The organism is Desulfuromonas thiophila, assembly GCF_900101955.1.
GTDB classification, from domain to species: domain Bacteria; phylum Desulfobacterota; class Desulfuromonadia; order Desulfuromonadales; family Desulfuromonadaceae; genus Pseudodesulfuromonas; species Pseudodesulfuromonas thiophila.
In genome coordinates, this window is sequence record NZ_FNAQ01000002.1 from 65890 (window position 1) to 81403 (window position 15514).

Below are 15514 nucleotides of genomic sequence, written 5' to 3' on the forward strand. Positions count from 1 at the left end.
GTGAACGGGATCGAATTGCGTAACGATGCCGGCCCGTTGTTCCGGGTTGGCGTGGTCGTGGCAACCCATGGTCTGCGCGGTGACTTGCGTGTGCGGCCGGCCACGGCCGGTTCACTGGCGCTGGCCGATGCCCGCGAACTGACCGTGCTGCTGCCGTCGGGCGAGCGCTGTCTCCGCACGGCGCGACGGGTGAGTCCCCATGGTGCCTCGCTGTTGCTGGCACTGGAGGGCTGTAGCCATATCGACCAGGCTCAGGCCTACGTCGGCGCTGAGCTGTACATGGCCCAGGCCGATCTGGCGACGCCGGAGGATGGCAGCCTGTACTGGCATCAGTTAGAGGGCCTGCGGGTCATCGACCGGCGGTTGGGCGTGGTCGGTACCCTGGAATCGTTACTGGAAACACCGGGACATGATCTGTATGTCGTCCAGGGCCCCTATGGCGAGGTGTTGCTGCCCGCTGTTGCGGCCATGATTGAAGCGATCGATCTTGAAGCTGGCGAAATGCGGGTCAATCTGCCGGAGGGGCTGATCGGACTCAATGACTGATGCTGAGTGACCGCCTGTCTGGGAGTTGTTGCATGCAGTTCGATGTTCTGACCCTGTTCCCGCACATGTTCGATTCGCCTTTTGCCGACAGCATTGTCGGGCGGGCGTGTCAGCAGGGACGGATTCAATTGCATACGCATCCATTGCGGGACTGGGCTGAGGGTCGTCATCAGGTGACGGACGATCAGCCTTATGGCGGTGGTGGCGGTATGATTCTCAAGCCCGAGCCGGTGTGGCGGGCGCTGCAGGATCTGCGGCGTTTAAGACCGGCAGCGCCGGTGTTGCTGCTGACACCGCAGGGCCAGCGCTTCGATCAGCGTCAGGCCGAGAAACTGGCGCGATACGCCGGGTTGATCTTTGTCTGTGGCCGTTACGAGGGCTTTGATGAGCGCATTCGTGGCTATGTCGATGCCGAGTACAGTCTGGGCGACTTTGTTCTGACCGGCGGTGAGTTGGCCGCCATGGTGATGATTGATGCCATTGCCCGGCTGGTGCCGGGTGTCCTGGGTAACAGTGGCAGCGCCGCGGGTGATTCCTTCAGTGATGGACTGCTGGAGTTTCCGCAATATACCCGCCCCGTCGAATATGCCGGCCAGCGGGTGCCCGAGGTGCTGCTCAGTGGTGACCATGCCCGCATCGCCGACTGGCGGCGCTGGCAGCAGCTGTGTCGTACGCGTCAGCGTCGTCCCGATCTGTGGCAGAACCATGCCCTGAGTGAGCAGGATCGACGCCTGCTGCAGCGGTTCGTCGACAGCGATCCGCAGGCAGATGCCTGAACCTATAGAATATGAAGTAAAAAGAACAGTTCACAAGAATCCGTATCACAGGTACACTTTTTGGCCTGTATCGTTTTAAGGAGACCGTCATGAATATTGTGGAACAGATTGGCAACGAGCAACTTAAGCAGGATATCCCGGTGTTCAAGGCCGGCGACACGCTGCGGGTGCATGTCAAGATCAGCGAGGGCAACAAGGAGCGCGTGCAGGTGTTTCAGGGCATGTGCATCAAGCGGGTTAATCGTGGCATCAGTTCGACCTTCACCGTGCGCAAGATTTCCGGAGGCATGGGTGTAGAGCGTGTGTTCCCTCTGCATTCTCCGTCCATCGAAAAGATCGAGAAGGTGACCTCCGGTCGTGTGCGGCGTGCCAAGCTCTACTACCTGCGGGATCTGCAGGGTAAGGCAGCCCGTATCCGTGAGGAACGCAGAAACTAGCAGTGGCTGTTCAGGGCCGCCCGGCATGGCTGTCGGGCGGCCCTGGCCGTTACAGCCATCGTGGTCCGTTGCTCAGGCGGCGCTGCGGTTGGCTGTGGCAACCTCAAAGGGGCTGGCGTCTGCAGAGGCGTCAGCCCCGTTTTTTATCAGGCCCCGGTGGCGGGAGGTGCGATTGAATGCCGATCTGTTTGCTGCTCTGCCGGCCACTGCCGGCTTCGAGCTCTTTGAAGAGCGGTTGCGCCAGTCTGGCTGTTGCCTGCCGGCCGGTGTGGACGAAGCCGGTCGTGGCCCCCTGGCGGGGCCGGTGGTGGCGGCGGCGGTCATTCTGCCGCCCCGCTACGATCTGGCCGGTCTGGCCGATTCGAAGAAGCTCAGTGCCCGGCGCCGCGAACAGCTGTTCGGTAGTATCCGGCAGCAGGCGGTGGCCGTGGGGGTGGGGTTCTGTAGTGCCGCCGAAATCGACCGTCACAACATTCTGCAGGCCAGTTTGCTGGCCATGCGGCAGGCGGTGATGCGGCTGCATCCCGCAGCCGATGCCTTGCTGGTCGATGGCTTGCAGACCCTGGCGCTGCCCCTGCCGCAGCAGGCCCTGGTCAAAGGAGATGCGCGCTGCGCCTCGGTGGCGGCGGCCTCCATCATTGCCAAGGTGGTTCGGGATCGGATCATGCAGGTGTTCGATCGGCGTTATCCCGGCTACGGCTTCGCGCGCCATAAGGGTTATGGCAGTGCCGAACATCGTCGCCGCATCGCCGAGTTGGGCCCCTGTCCGTTGCATCGGGCCAGTTTTCGCGGGGTGCGGGAGTACCTGTGAGCCACCAGCGTCTGGCGCTGGGGCGCTGGGGTGAAGACTGCGCTGCTGCTTATCTGCAGCGTCGCCTGTTCCGCATCCTGGCGCGCAATTTTCGCACCCGCTGTGGCGAGATTGATCTGATCGCCCGCCGTGGTCGGCTGCTGTTGTTTGTTGAGGTTAAGACGCGTAGCAGCACCGACTACGGCCTGGGACAGGAGGCCGTCACCGCCCGCAAGCAGCAGCAAATCGTGCGGGTGGCCCACCAATATCTGCAGTCCCACGACTGCGACGGGCTGAACCCGCGTTTCGATGTGATTGTCGTGTGCCTCGAAGGAGGACAGCCGCGGCTGGAACATCTGACCGACGCCTTTGGCGTCTGAAGCCGGCCGCCAGTGGCTGGCGATCGCCCTGTCAGAGGCCCTGTCGCAAGGAGTTGTGCCATGTCCTGTCCCGAGCCGATCTGTGCGGCCCAACTGCCCATCGCCCCTTCGGCCCTGGGCTATGTCCGTCTGGCGGTGGCCACGCCCTGCCTTGCCCTGGCCGATGTCGGCCGTAATCAGTCCGTCATTGCTGAGTTGATGCGGCAGGCGGTTCAGCGTGGCGCCGAGTTGTTGCTGCTGCCCGAGCTCTGCCTGACCGGCTACAGCTGCGGCGATCTTTTCTTTCAGCAGGCGCTGCTTGACCGGGCAGAGCAGGCTTTGCTGGCTCTGGCGCGGCTGACGGCGGAATTGCCGCTGGCGCTGGTGGTTGGCGTGCCGCTGCGTCAGCACGGCCGGCTGTTCAACTGTGCTGCCTTTGTGTCCGGCGGACGGGTGCGGGGTCTGGTGCCGAAGACCTATCTGCCCAACACTCAGGAGTTTTACGAGCAACGCTGGTTCAGCCGGGCCAGCGCGGCGACAGAGCCTTTGCTGCAACTGGCGGACCAGGTGGTGCCGTTCGGCACCGATTTGCTGTTCCAGCACCAGCGCCTGCCTGCCTGCTGTGTCGCGATTGAAATCTGCGAGGATGGCTGGGTCGCCAGCCCTTTGAGCGGTCCGCAGGCGCTGGCTGGTGCGACGCTGCTGTGCAATCCCTCGGCCAGCCCCGAGGTGCTGGGCAAGGCCGACTACCGCCGTCAGCTGGTGCAGTCACAGTCGGCCCGCTGCCTGGCGGTCTATGCCTATGCCTCCGCCGGTCCCGGCGAATCCTCCACGGATCTGGTGTTTTCCGGCCACAGTCTGGTGGCCGAAAACGGTCATCTGCTGGCCGAATCCGAACGTTTTTCCTTTGCTAGCCAGCTGCTCTGTGTCGATGTCGATGTCGAACTGCTGCAGCAGGAGCGGCAACGCAACAACAGCTTTGCGGTCGGGGCCACGGCGGCCAGTTGGCGGCGGATTTCTTTCGACGTGGCCAGTCCGCCACAGAGCGCGCTGCTGCGCGTGCTGCCGGCTGAGCCTTTTGTGCCGGCACATGCGGCCGAGCGCCAGTCGCGCTGTGCCGAGATCTTTGCCCTGCAGAGCACGGCCCTGATGCGGCGCCTGCGCCATTTAGACTCGCGCCAGGTGGTTATTGGCCTGTCCGGCGGCCTCGATTCAACGTTGGCGTTGCTGGTTACCCTGCAGGCCTTCGACCGCCTTGGCCTGCCGCGCAGCGGCATCGTCGGTCTGACGATGCCGGGTTTTGGCACCAGCAGCCGTACCCGTACCAATGCCTGGCGCCTGATGGAACTGTTGGGGGTGACGGCGCGGGAAATCTCCATTGATGCGGCCGTGCGGCAACACTTCGCCGATATTGGCCATGACGAGGCGCTGCAGGATATTACCTACGAAAATGCCCAGGCGCGCGAACGTACCCAGATTCTGATGGACGTGGCCAACCAGGTGAGCGGCATCGTGATCGGCACCGGCGATTTGTCAGAGCTGGCGCTGGGCTGGTGTACCTACAACGCCGACCACATGTCCATGTACGCTGTCAATTGCGGTGTGCCCAAGACCCTGGTGCGCTATCTGGTTGCCTGGTGCGCCGAGCAGCTGTTCAGTGGTGAAGCCCGAACGGTGTTGCAGGATATCTGCGCCACGCCGGTTTCGCCGGAACTGCTGCCGCCGGCGGCCGATGGCAGTATCCGCCAGAAGACCGAAGATCAGGTCGGGCCCTATGTGCTGCACGATTTCTTTTTGTTCTACCTGCTGCGATACCAGTTCGCGCCCCGCAAGATTTATGCGCTGGCCTGCGGTGCTTTTGCCGGCCGTTATGACCAGGACGAAATTCTGCACTGGTTGCGGGTTTTCTATCGTCGGTTTTTCTCCCAGCAGTTCAAGCGTTCCTGTCTGCCCGACGGGCCCAAGATCGGCACCGTTGCCTTGTCGCCGCGTGGTGACTGGCGCATGCCCAGTGACGCGGCGGTGGCGCTGTGGCTGGAAGATCTGGAGCGTTTCGATGGCTGAGGAACAGGTATGCGGCGGCACCCTCTATGTGGTGGCGACCCCCATCGGTAATCTGGAGGATATCAGTTTACGGGCGCTGCGGGTGCTGCGCCAAGTGGCGCTGATCGCGGCCGAGGATACCCGCCACAGTCGCAAGTTGCTGGCGCATTACGGCATCGGCACACCCTTGACCTCCTGTTACGCTCATAATGAGGCCGACAAGAGTGCCGCTTTGCTTGATCGTTTGCACCAGGGCGCGGCCATTGCCCTGATCAGCGATGCCGGTACACCCGCCATCAGCGATCCGGGTGCGCTGCTGGTACAACACTGCATTGCCGCCGGCATTCCGGTGGTACCGGTGCCGGGCCCCTGCGCCGCCATTGCCGCCCTGTGCGCGGCTGGCCTGCCCACCGGCAGCTTCTGTTTTGACGGCTTTCTGCCGGCCAAAAGCAGTGCCCGTCGGCGCCAGCTGGCCAGCTATGTCGGCTTGCAGCGTACCCTGGTGCTGTACGAGGCGCCACACCGACTGTGCGCCTGTCTGCGTGATATCGTGGAACAACTGGGAGAGCTGCAGCCGGTGGCGGTGGCACGGGAGCTGACCAAGCGTCACGAAGAGCTGTTTCGCGGCAGCGCGGTTGAGGCGCTGCGCCATTTTTCGACGCAACCGGTGCGGGGGGAAATCGTTCTGTTGCTGGCGCCGGTGGCCATTGCGACACCCCGGTTGGAACTGGCGGAGGCGGTGCGCCAGCTGCTGGAACAGGGGCTGGCGTTGCGTCAGATTGCCCGCCAGCTGGCAGCGGACTATGACTGCAGCGGCAGCGCGATTTACGCCCTGGCCCAGCAGCTGCGGGATGCGCAGGTCAGCGACGAATCAGAAAGTCGCTGAATTCGCCGGTGGCGTCGAGCAGCCGCAGCTGCACCTGATCCACCCGCGCCAGCTGCGGCCCACGGCGGCAGGCTCGGATCAGGGCTTCGATGGCGTTTTCACTGCCTTCGGCGACGGCTTCGACGCGGCCATCGGCAAGGTTGCGGACATAGCCGCTCAGGCCCTGCAGCTGGGCCTGCTGATGGGTGAAGGCACGATAGCCGACACCCTGCACCCGGCCGGCGATCTGCAGATGTACGCGGATGATGGTCATGGCTGCTCCTTGCCGGCGCTGTCACCGGCGCTGAGATGTTGCAGTAAGTCCTTCTCGCTCAGGCAGGGCACGCCCAGGGTTTCGGCCTGGCGCAGTTTGCTGCCGGGATTTTCCCCGACCACCAGATAGTCGGTTTTGCCACTCAGGGCACTGCTGACCCGGCCGCCAGCCGCTTCGATGTGGGACTTGGCTTCGCTGCGGCTGAGTTGCTGCAGGGTGCCGGTCAGAACCAGGGTCTTGCCGGCAAAAATGCCTGTTGCTGTCGGCGGGGCCGGCGCGCTGGCTGCTGGCGGGCGCACCCCGCTGTTGTGCAGCTGCTGCAGAACAGCGCGGTTGTCGGGATTGGCGAAGAAGTGCTGCAGGCTGTCGCTGACCTGGGGACCGATGGCGTGAATCTGTTGCAGTTCCTCTGCGCTGGCGGCCATCAGCGCATCTAGGGTACCAAAGGCCTCGGCCAACAGCCGGGCGACATGTTCACCAACGTGGCGTATGCCGAGGGCGGCCAGCAGGCGGTGCAGTGGTCGGGTTTTGCTGGCATCGATGGCGGCAAGCAGATTGGCGGCCTTTTTCGCGCCCATGCGTTCCAGTGGCAGCAGCTGTTCGCTGCGCAGCTGATAGAGATCGGCCAGGGTGTGAACCAGACCCTGGCCGAGCAGTTGCTCGATGATCTTCTCCCCCAGACCGTCAATGTCCATGCCCTGGCGTGATACAAAATGCTTGAGCTGGCCCTTGAGCTGGGCCGGGCAGCGCAGGCCCTGACAGCGCGGTACGACCTCGTCCCGCAGGCGAGCCACTGGCGCGCCGCACACCGGGCATTGCTGCGGCAGGGGAATCGGCTGTTCGCTGCCGTCGCGTCGCTCGCTGACCACTGCCACCAGGTCGGGGATGACATCGCCGGCTCGCTCGACAATGACCTCGTCGCCGATGCGCACGTCAAGACGGGCGATTTCATCCCAGTTGTGCAGGCTGGCGCGGCTGATGGTCACGCCGCCGACGCTGACCGGTTCGAGCAGGGCCACCGGTGTGATGGCGCCGGTGCGGCCCACCTGCAATTGTACCTGCCGCAGACGGGTTCGACCCTGGCGGGCGGCGAACTTGTAGGCAATGGCCCAGCGTGGTGCCCGGCTGGTGCTGCCAAGCCGGTCGTGCAGGGCCAACTGGTCAACCTTGACAACCAGGCCGTCGATTTCGTAGGGCAGGGTTTCGCGCAGGCCGGCCAGCCGCTGGCAGAGCTGCCAGACGGCCTCAATGCCGGTGGCCGGATACAGGTGCGACCGGTTGATGCGCAGCCCCCAGTCCTGCAACTGCAGCAGCACCTGCTGCTGCCGATCGGGCAGGGTGGCGCTGCAGGCGCCGACGCCATAGCAGAAGATCTTCAATGGTCGACGAGCGGTTTCGTGCGGGTCGAGCTGGCGCAGACTGCCGGCGGCAGCGTTGCGCGGGTTGGCAAAGGCATTCTGCCCCTGTTCCTCGCGCTGCTGGTTGAGTTGACGGAAGGCGGCCAGCTCCATGTATACCTCACCACGCACCTCCAGCAAATCGGGCGCTCCTGGCCGCAACCGCAGCGGTACCGTTGCCAGGGTGCGGATATTGGCACGGATATCCTCGCCACTGTGGCCGTCGCCGCGGGTGGCGGCCATAGCCAGCCGGCCCTGTTCATAGCGCAGGGCAACGGCAACGCCATCCATCTTCAGTTCGCACAGATAATCAATGGGATCGGCGAGCTGCAGGTGGCTGCGCAGGCGTTGATCGAATTCGCGCAGACCGGTTTCATCGAAAGCGTTATCGAGGGACAGCATCGGCTGCAGATGGCCTACGCTGCTGAAGGCACTGTCGGGCGGGCTGCCGACGCGCTGGCTCGGCGAGTCGGGCGTAATCAGCTGCGGATAGCGTGTCTCGATCTGGCGCAGCTCGCCGAACAGGGCATCGTAGGCGGCGTCGGTGATTTCCGGCTGGTCGAGACTGTGGTAGCGCCAGCTGTGGTGGTGCAGCTGCCGGCACAGCTGCTGGTGGCGGGCGATAAGGGCTTCGCTGGGCGTTTCGACAGGCATGGGGCAACGGTTGTCCGGTTGAAAAGAGTGGCAGGAAAATGACGCGGCTGGTTGTTGGCAGCCCGTCAGCGCGGTGCGCCAGTGTAGCCTGCCGGCCAGACCGTGCCAATTGCTTTTTGGTTAGCCGCTGGGCTACACTCACGCCGGCCAGCGGGCTGTGGCTGGGGAATGACATGGTGGTCTGCCGGCACAGGGATGTGGCAGATGCGGAAAGGATGGAACAACGGTGGAGCAGCTGTGGCTCGATCTGACCCTGATGGGGTTTTTGTTCGTGGCATCGGCGTTTTTTTCCGGCTCGGAAACGGCGCTACTGGCCATGGATCGTACCCGGGTCAGCTATCTGGTAGAAAAAAACCGGCGGGGCGCGCAGGAGCTGGCGGCCTTGTTGGGACGGCCGGAGTGGTTGCTCGGTGGCATTCTGGTCGGTAATAATCTGGTCAATATCGCGCTGTCGGTTATTGCCACCGGTTTCTTTGTCCGGCTGTACGGTGTCCATGGCGAATGGCTGACCATCGTCGTGCTGACGCCGTTGCTGCTGATTATTTCCGAGGTCTGCCCCAAAACCTATGCTGCCCGTCGTTCCGAGCGGCTGGCCTTTAAGGTGTTGACACCCATCCGGCTGATTTTGACCTTACTGTCACCCGCGACCTGGCTGGTGACCCGTTTCTCCCTGCTGATGACCCGATTGCTCAAGGCGGACCAGGAGCAGGTCGGTCTGTCTGCCGATGAGATTCAGACCATTATTGCGCTGGGGGCGCGCGCCGGCGCTCTGCCGGGCGAGCAGCACAGCATGCTGCACGGTGTGTTCGAGCTGGGGCAGATTCGGGTGCGCGATGTCATGATTCCGCGCACCGAGGTGGTCGGGGTTTCGGTGGCGGCCAGTTATGGCGAGCTGTTCGATCAGATCAAGACCTCGCCCCATTCGCGCTTTCCGGTTTATGACGGCAGTCTGGACAATATTGTTGGCGTGGTGCATGCCAAGGATGTGTTGCGTTTTATCGATCAGCCGCAGGCGTTTGATATGCGCAGTCAGATGCGAGAACCCTATTTCGTGCCCGAAAGCAAGCTGGCGCAGGCATTGCTGCAGGCCTTTCGCCGCCGCCGGGTGCATCTGGCCGTGGTGATTGACGAGTATGGCGGTGTCGAGGGTATTGTGACACTGGAGGACGTGCTGGAAGAAATCGTCGGTGAAATTCAGGACGAATACGATGCCGAGGAACCCTATCTGACAGCGCTGGCGCCGGGACAGTTTCTGGTGGAAGGCGGCACCCCGCTGCGTCTGTTGCGCCGCCGCTTTGGTGTCGATTTTGCCGGCGAAGAGGCGACGACCCTGGCCGGCCTGATGCTGTGCGAACTGGGGCGGATTCCGCAGGAGGGTGACCGTTGCGAGGTGGCCGGCCTGACCCTGATTGCTCGCAAGGTGGAGCTGCACCGGATCGAACAGATCGAGATTTTGTTGCCGGAGAATTGAAGACGCCGGCAACAAAATCCATCGCTGCCGCGGTTTTTTGTTGACAGGCGATGCCAGGCCCCTGCCGCCATTTGCTTTAAGCATTTGGAAGCAGGGGTTTTTTGTTGTTCTGACAGCTCTTTGGCTGGTCATCCGGTTCCCTTGACAGCCCTCTGGGGTGCGGGTATATTCGGCCCTATTGGTGGCAAAGTGTGTCAAAAAGTGGCAATCGGGGGCGTGGGTGGGTTTTTCCGGCGAATACTTCAACAGCATTGACGCCAAAGGCCGGTTGAGTATCCCGGCGCGGTTGCGCAGTCTGCTGCAGGATGAGTTCGGCGACGACCAGCTGGTGGTCACCCGTGCCCGCGAGGCGCTGGTGGCCTATCCGGTATCGCGCTGGAGTGAGATTTGTGCCGCCGTTGATGCCATGCCCAACGGGCCACAGCGTGACCTGATTTACCGTAACCGCATCAGTCCGGCCATTGAGGCCGGCTTCGACAGTCAGGGCCGTATCGCCCTGACGCCTTCGTTGCGACAGATCGCCGGCTTTGAAAAGGACGTGGTCATTGTCGGCGTTGGCGAGAAGATCGAACTCTGGAGCCACACCCGCTTTATCGCCCAGATGCAGGCGTCGGAAGAACAGCTGGCGGGCCTGTCGAGCGAACTTGGCGCATTGGGATTCTAGATATTGGATGATTTTCGGCATCAACCGGTTCTGCTGCAGGAGGTCTTGGCCCTGCTTAATCTTCATCCGGGTGCCCGTGTGCTTGATGGCACGGTTGGCGGGGCAGGTCATGCCCGTGCCATCCTGGAGGCCACGGCACCAGACGGGCAGCTGATCGGGCTTGACCGGGATCCGCGCGCGGTGCAGCAGGCCCGCGAACAGCTGGCTTGCTTTGGGGCGCGCTGTCGTATCGAGCAGGCGAATTTTTCTGACGCCGGAGCTGTTCTCTGTCGCGAGGGCTGGGCTGGCGTCGATGCCATGCTGCTGGATCTGGGGGTATCGTCACACCAACTCGATAGCGCCGGTCGGGGTTTCTCCTTTCGCCAGGAAGCGCCGCTGGACATGCGTATGGATCAGAGCCAGGGCTTGACGGCGGCCGAACTGGTGAACCAGGCCGATGTCGAGCAGCTGGCACAGATCTTTAAAAAATATGGTGAGGAGCGCTGGGCCCGCAAGATTGCCCGCCGTATCGAACGGGTGCGGCAGCTGCAGCCCATCCGTACCACCACCGAACTGGCGACGCTGGTTCAGGAAACCGTGCCGGGCGGGCTGGTGCCGGCGCGGATTCACCCGGCTACCCGGGTATTTCAGGCTCTGCGCATTGCCGTTAACGAGGAACTGGCTCATCTGGAAATTGGTCTGGCGCGCGCCCTGAATCTGCTCAATCCCGGTGCTGTGCTGGCCGTGATCAGTTTTCATTCGCTCGAAGACCGGATTGTCAAAAACCTGTTCCGGGCCGAGGCCGATCCCTGTGTCTGCCCGCCGCGGCTGCCACTGTGTTGCTGTGGCAAGCAGAAACGGGTGGAGATCCTTACGCGCCGTGGGGTGCGGGCCTCGGAGCAGGAAATTGCAGATAATCCGCGGGCACGCAGTGCCGTGCTGCGGGCGGTGCGCCGGCTGGCTGTCTAGTCAGACGGCCATCGATGGTTGCGACCGGTACGCTCAGCGAGCTGGACCCCTGGTCCGGGAAACGAATCTGACTTGAATCGGAATGAGAGAGGAATTGGCAATGCTTGATCTGACCTGGTCTCCCTTGGGAATCTCTGGAGTGCGACCACGGGTGGCCAGTGTGCTGGGCGCCATTGTGGTCGCCCTGGCCATTGGTCTGTTCCATGTCTGGCTGAGCATGGAGGTCACCCGTAGCCAGTACGAGGTTTCCGGGCTGGAGAAACAGATTCGCCAGATGCGCTACGACAATAAGGAACTGGAAGTGGCCGTGGCCCGCTACAGCAACCCGGCCCATGTGCGGCAGCAGGCCATGGAGCGGCTGGGCCTGCGCGTGCCTGCTGCCCACCAGGTGGTGACAATCCAGCCCGAGACGCTGTAAGCAAGGGGGAGAGGATGCATCGCGATTTCGCCGAAAAACAGGATCTGTGGAATGAATTGGGTGAACTGTGGCAACAGCGCCAGATGCGACGGCGCAGAAGCCGTCTGGGTTTGCTGGCCCTTGGCTGTCTGCTGATGGCGGCGGCACTGGGTTGCCTGGTGTTGGCGCAGCAGGGTCGGCTCGACTTGTGGCAGGCGCAGGGTGGCGCCCTGGAGCGTGCCGGTGCGCCGGCAACTGCGCCGTTGATGGAAACCGCCACACAGGGCGCAGGGTTTGAAAGCACACAAACCCTCCGCATCTGAGCGCGCCAATCGCCGCCGTCCCGATCCCAAGCAGGAGGTTCGCGCCGTTCGGCGGCGCATCCGTTTTATCGCCGGTTGCTTCGTTGTGCTCTGCGCGGTGCTGGCGCTGCGTGCCTTCTATCTGCAGGTGCTCAGTGCGCCGCAGTGGCAGGAACGAGCGCGCAACCAGCATCGCAAGATTATTCCCCTGACGCCCCAGCGGGGTGCCCTGTTCGATGCCCAGGGCGAAGCGCTGGCGGTTTCACTGGAGGCCGATTCGGCCTATGTCAATCCGGAATTTCTGCATCGTATTCTGGCGCAGCAGGCTGACGGCGCTGGGCGACTGTCGCAAATGGCCGCAGCCATCGCCCCCCTGATCGGTGAGAAACCGCAATGGGTGCTGGAGCGGATGCAGCGGGACAAAAAATTTGTCTGGCTCAAGCGTCGTATGGCGCCGGATCGTGCCGCCGCGCTGCGGGCGCTGGAGCTACCGGGCGTTTTCTTCACGCGAGAGCACAAGCGTTGGTACCCCAACGGCCGGGTTGCCAGTCAGGTGATCGGTTTTTCCGGTATCGATAATCGTGGTCTCGAAGGACTGGAGCGCCGCTACGACCCGCTGATTGCTGGCGATGGTGGCTACCTGGTGACGCGCAAGGATGCCAGCGGTCGCAGCCTCGGTAGTGGTGAACGGGTCGAAGCGGGCCGTCGCGGGCGTGATCTGTACCTGACGATCGACAAGCAGATCCAGTATATCGCCGAGCATGAATTGGCTGAAGCGGTGACCAGCAGTAAAGCCCGGGGTGGGGTGGCGGTGGTGATGGAACCGGCCTCCGGCCGGGTGCTGGCGATGGCCAGCCAGCCCGATTACGATCCTAACCAGTTTGGCCGCTTTCCCGCGGCGACCCGGCGCAACCGGGTGGTGTGCGACAGTTATGAACCGGGGTCGACCTTCAAGCTGTTTTTACTGGCGGCGGCGCTTAACGAAGAGCTGTTTAAACCGCAGCAACAGATCGATTGCACCAAAAGCGGCCATTACGCCATCGGTGGCAAGGTGATTCATGATCATCGGGCCCTGGGGGTTCTGACGGTTGCCGATGTGCTCAAATTCAGTTCCAATATCGGTTGCGCCAAGATTGCCCAGCAGCTTGGGCGGGAAACCTTTTATCGCTATCTGCGCGAATTCGGTTTCGGTCAGCTGACGCAGATCGATTTCGATGGCGAGGTCGGTGGGTTGTTGCGCGCGCCGCAGGACTGGTTCGAGATTGATCTGGCGGCCATCTCCTTTGGTCAGGGGGTCACCGTGACACCTCTGCAGCTGGCGACGGCTACCTGCGCCGTGGTGAATGGTGGCCGGCTGATGCAGCCCTATCTGGTGGAGCGCATTGTCGATCCTCGCACCGGTGCCGAGCAGCTGCATAGCCCGCGTGAGGTGCGTCAGGTATTGCGTCCGGCGGTGGCGCAGCAGTTGCGTGACATGATGGTGCGGGTGGCGGATGTCGATGGCACCGGCTCGCGAGCCCGGGTGCCCGGTTTCCTGGTTGGCGGCAAGACCGGTACCGCGCAGAAGGTTGATCCGGTGACCGGCACCTATTCGGTTGACAAGCGTGTGTCCTCCTTTGTTGGCTTTGCGCCGGCCGAGGCACCACGGCTGGTGGTATTGGTGGCGCTGGATGAACCGCGGGGCGAGGTCTATGGCGGTATCCTGGCCGCCCCGGTTTTTTCCCGTATCGTCGAACAGACCCTGCGCTATCTGCGGGTAGCGCCGACGCAGCCGCTGGAGGATGCGTCCCGGACAGCGCGTCCATCGTCGCCGCCTCCGCGCGAGGTGGCGCCGGCGCTGCTGTCCGAGATGCCGCCTGTGCCGACGCAAAATGGCGCGCCGCAATCGCGCATGCCTGATTTCAAGGGCTTGACCGCCCGCGACGTGCTGGCGCTGATGGCCCGCAGCGGCCTGAATTTGCGTATCGAGGGTTATGGCCGCGTGGTGCGCCAACAGCCCGCCGCCGGACAGGCCCTTGACGCCACGACCCCCCTGACCCTCTATCTGCAACCCCCGCAGGAGGCCATCTATGCAACTGACTGAACTGCTGTCTCAGATTGATGGCCGCCAGCTCAGCGGGCCGGTCGATCTGTGCCCCACCCTGCTGTGCCATGATTCGCGTCAGGTGTGCGAGGGGGCGTTGTTTTTTGCTTTGCCCGGTGCCCAGCAGGATGGCCATGCCTTCGTGCCCGCCGCTATTGCCGCCGGCGCCTGTGCCGTTGTGGTGGAACGGCCACTGCCGGTGCCAGAGTCTGTTGCTCTGATTCAGGTGGCGGACTGCCGTCGCGCCATGGCCCGGATGGCAGCGGCCTGGTACGGTTTTCCGGCCCGGCAGCTGCTTTGTATCGGGGTGACCGGCACCAACGGCAAAACCACCCTGACCTATCTGATTGAGGCGCTACTGCGCCAGGCCGGTCATCGGCCAGCGGTAATCGGTACCATCAGCAACCGGTTTGACGGCTACAGTCAGCCGGCCAGTCATACTACCCCTGAGTCCATTGACCTGCAGGCCCTGCTGGCCGACTTCTGCCAGCGCGGCGCCACCGCTCTGGTGATGGAGGTGTCGTCCCATGCCTTGCAGCAGCAGCGGGTGTTCGGTATCGATTTTGCCATTGGCCTGTTTACCAACCTGACCCCCGAGCATCTCGACTACCATGCCGATATGGAACAGTACTTCGCGGCCAAGCAGCGGCTGTTTTGCGGTGACATGCCGGGTTGCCGGCAGGCGGTGATTCATCTGGGTGACGCTTATGGGCAGCGGCTGTGGCAATGCCGCCCCGATGCCCTGACCGTGGCGTTGGAGCAGGATGCGGCGGTGCGGCCATTGGCGGTGCGGCAGAGCCTGGCCGGGATTGAGGCCCGGATTGCCACGCCGGCCGGGCCGGTGGAGCTGCGATCGGCCTTGGTGGGGCGCTTCAATCTGGAAAATCTGTGCTGTGCCCTGGGCGTGGGCTGCTGTCTGGGCTTGGACACGGAGGCCTTGGCCCGTGCCCTGGGACAGGTAGCGGCTGTGCCGGGCCGGCTGGAACGAATTGAAAATACCCTGGATGCGTTGGTGCTGGTTGACTACGCCCATACCGGTGATGCGCTGGAAAAGGCCCTGCAGGCTGTCGCTGATCTGCGGCCGCGGCGGATTCTGACGGTTTTCGGCTGTGGTGGCGATCGTGACCCGCGCAAGCGGCCGGTCATGGGCGCCGTGGCCGTGGCTGCCAGCGATCTGACGGTGGTGACGTCGGACAATCCACGCACCGAGGATCCGCTGGCGATTATTGACCAGATCTGCGCCGGTATTCGCGACCCGCGCGTGGTGCGCTGCGCGCCGGAGACAGTGCCACCGGTCGGGTCGGCCTATGTCGTGATTCCTGACCGGGCGGCAGCCATTGCCTGGGCGGTGGAGCAGCTGCGTGGCGGCGATGTGTTGCTGGTGGCCGGGAAGGGCCATGAGGATTATCAGATCATCGGAAGCCGTAAACAGCATTTCGATGATCGTGAGCAGCTGCGCCTGGCGCTGCGGCAACGCGGCGCCCTGCCGCGGAACGGACGGTGACGCA

General features: G+C 63.3%; 16 protein-coding genes. 14 read left to right on the forward strand and 2 right to left on the reverse strand.

Annotation, left to right across the window (positions count from 1 at the left end; all coding sequences use genetic code 11):
* The 7 genes from rimM to rsmI all read left to right on the forward strand — a co-directional run bounded on the left by rimM (window position 1) and on the right by rsmI (window position 5837).
* Window positions 1-546 (forward strand): ribosome maturation factor RimM, encoded by a 546-nt coding sequence (gene rimM, locus BLR80_RS02535; RefSeq protein ID WP_171906282.1) that lies wholly within the window; start codon window positions 1-3, stop codon window positions 544-546.
* A gap of 32 nt (window positions 547-578) precedes the next feature.
* On the forward strand, window positions 579-1322 hold the full coding sequence (gene trmD, locus BLR80_RS02540) for a tRNA (guanosine(37)-N1)-methyltransferase TrmD (RefSeq protein ID WP_092075973.1): 744 nt from the start codon (window positions 579-581) through the stop codon (window positions 1320-1322).
* An 89-nt stretch (window positions 1323-1411) separates the two neighbouring features.
* On the forward strand, window positions 1412-1759 hold the full coding sequence (gene rplS, locus BLR80_RS02545; RefSeq protein ID WP_092075975.1) for a 50S ribosomal protein L19: 348 nt from the start codon (window positions 1412-1414) through the stop codon (window positions 1757-1759).
* A 172-nt stretch (window positions 1760-1931) separates the two neighbouring features.
* Window positions 1932-2570: a ribonuclease HII gene (locus tag BLR80_RS02550; protein WP_281241574.1), complete on the forward strand. Its 639-nt coding sequence runs from the start codon at window positions 1932-1934 to the stop codon at window positions 2568-2570.
* On the forward strand, window positions 2567-2929 hold the full coding sequence (locus BLR80_RS02555; protein WP_092075979.1) for a YraN family protein: 363 nt from the start codon (window positions 2567-2569) through the stop codon (window positions 2927-2929). The genes BLR80_RS02550 and BLR80_RS02555 overlap by 4 nt, the downstream gene beginning before the upstream one ends.
* Window positions 2930-2989: 60 nt before the next feature.
* Complete coding sequence (locus BLR80_RS02560) at window positions 2990-4972, forward strand: NAD(+) synthase (RefSeq protein WP_092075981.1); 1983 nt, start codon at window positions 2990-2992, stop codon at window positions 4970-4972.
* Window positions 4965-5837: a 16S rRNA (cytidine(1402)-2'-O)-methyltransferase gene (rsmI, locus tag BLR80_RS02565; RefSeq protein WP_092075983.1), complete on the forward strand. Its 873-nt coding sequence runs from the start codon at window positions 4965-4967 to the stop codon at window positions 5835-5837. The genes BLR80_RS02560 and rsmI overlap by 8 nt, the downstream gene beginning before the upstream one ends.
* On the opposite strand, the gene BLR80_RS02570 is transcribed toward rsmI, so the two are convergent.
* The gene (locus BLR80_RS02570) at window positions 5812-6090 is read right to left on the reverse strand and encodes an acylphosphatase (RefSeq protein ID WP_092075985.1); all 279 of its coding nucleotides are present in this window, start codon (window positions 6088-6090) and stop codon (window positions 5812-5814) included. The two genes, rsmI and BLR80_RS02570, sit on opposite strands and share 26 nt — an antisense overlap.
* Window positions 6087-8141: an NAD-dependent DNA ligase LigA gene (gene ligA / locus BLR80_RS02575; RefSeq protein ID WP_092075987.1), complete on the reverse strand. Its 2055-nt coding sequence runs from the start codon at window positions 8139-8141 to the stop codon at window positions 6087-6089. The genes BLR80_RS02570 and ligA overlap by 4 nt, the downstream gene beginning before the upstream one ends.
* A gap of 226 nt (window positions 8142-8367) precedes the next feature.
* Between ligA and BLR80_RS02580 the strand changes: the two genes are divergently transcribed.
* From BLR80_RS02580 to BLR80_RS02610, 7 genes are all read left to right on the forward strand, one after another.
* Window positions 8368-9612 carry an HlyC/CorC family transporter gene (locus BLR80_RS02580; protein WP_245691309.1) on the forward strand — a complete coding sequence of 415 codons (1245 nt, stop codon included), beginning with the start codon at window positions 8368-8370 and terminating at the stop codon, window positions 9610-9612.
* Between the two features lie 220 nt (window positions 9613-9832).
* A complete protein-coding gene (locus BLR80_RS02585) occupies window positions 9833-10276 on the forward strand; it encodes a division/cell wall cluster transcriptional repressor MraZ (RefSeq protein WP_171906283.1) in 444 nt (147 codons plus the stop codon).
* Between the two features lie 3 nt (window positions 10277-10279).
* Window positions 10280-11224 carry a 16S rRNA (cytosine(1402)-N(4))-methyltransferase RsmH gene (rsmH, locus tag BLR80_RS02590; RefSeq protein ID WP_171906284.1) on the forward strand — a complete coding sequence of 315 codons (945 nt, stop codon included), beginning with the start codon at window positions 10280-10282 and terminating at the stop codon, window positions 11222-11224.
* A 100-nt stretch (window positions 11225-11324) separates the two neighbouring features.
* Window positions 11325-11642 carry an FtsB/FtsL family cell division protein gene (locus BLR80_RS02595; RefSeq protein WP_143012068.1) on the forward strand — a complete coding sequence of 106 codons (318 nt, stop codon included), beginning with the start codon at window positions 11325-11327 and terminating at the stop codon, window positions 11640-11642.
* 14 nt (window positions 11643-11656) lie between these two features.
* Window positions 11657-11944, forward strand: coding sequence for a hypothetical protein (locus BLR80_RS02600; protein ID WP_092075995.1), 288 nt, complete (start codon window positions 11657-11659; stop codon window positions 11942-11944).
* A complete protein-coding gene (locus tag BLR80_RS02605; RefSeq protein WP_092075997.1) occupies window positions 11916-14006 on the forward strand; it encodes a penicillin-binding protein in 2091 nt (696 codons plus the stop codon). The genes BLR80_RS02600 and BLR80_RS02605 overlap by 29 nt, the downstream gene beginning before the upstream one ends.
* Window positions 13993-15510, forward strand: a complete 1518-nt coding sequence (locus tag BLR80_RS02610; RefSeq protein ID WP_092075999.1) for a UDP-N-acetylmuramoyl-L-alanyl-D-glutamate--2,6-diaminopimelate ligase — start codon at window positions 13993-13995, stop codon at window positions 15508-15510. The genes BLR80_RS02605 and BLR80_RS02610 overlap by 14 nt, the downstream gene beginning before the upstream one ends.
* The last annotated feature ends 4 nt before the right edge of the window (window positions 15511-15514 follow it).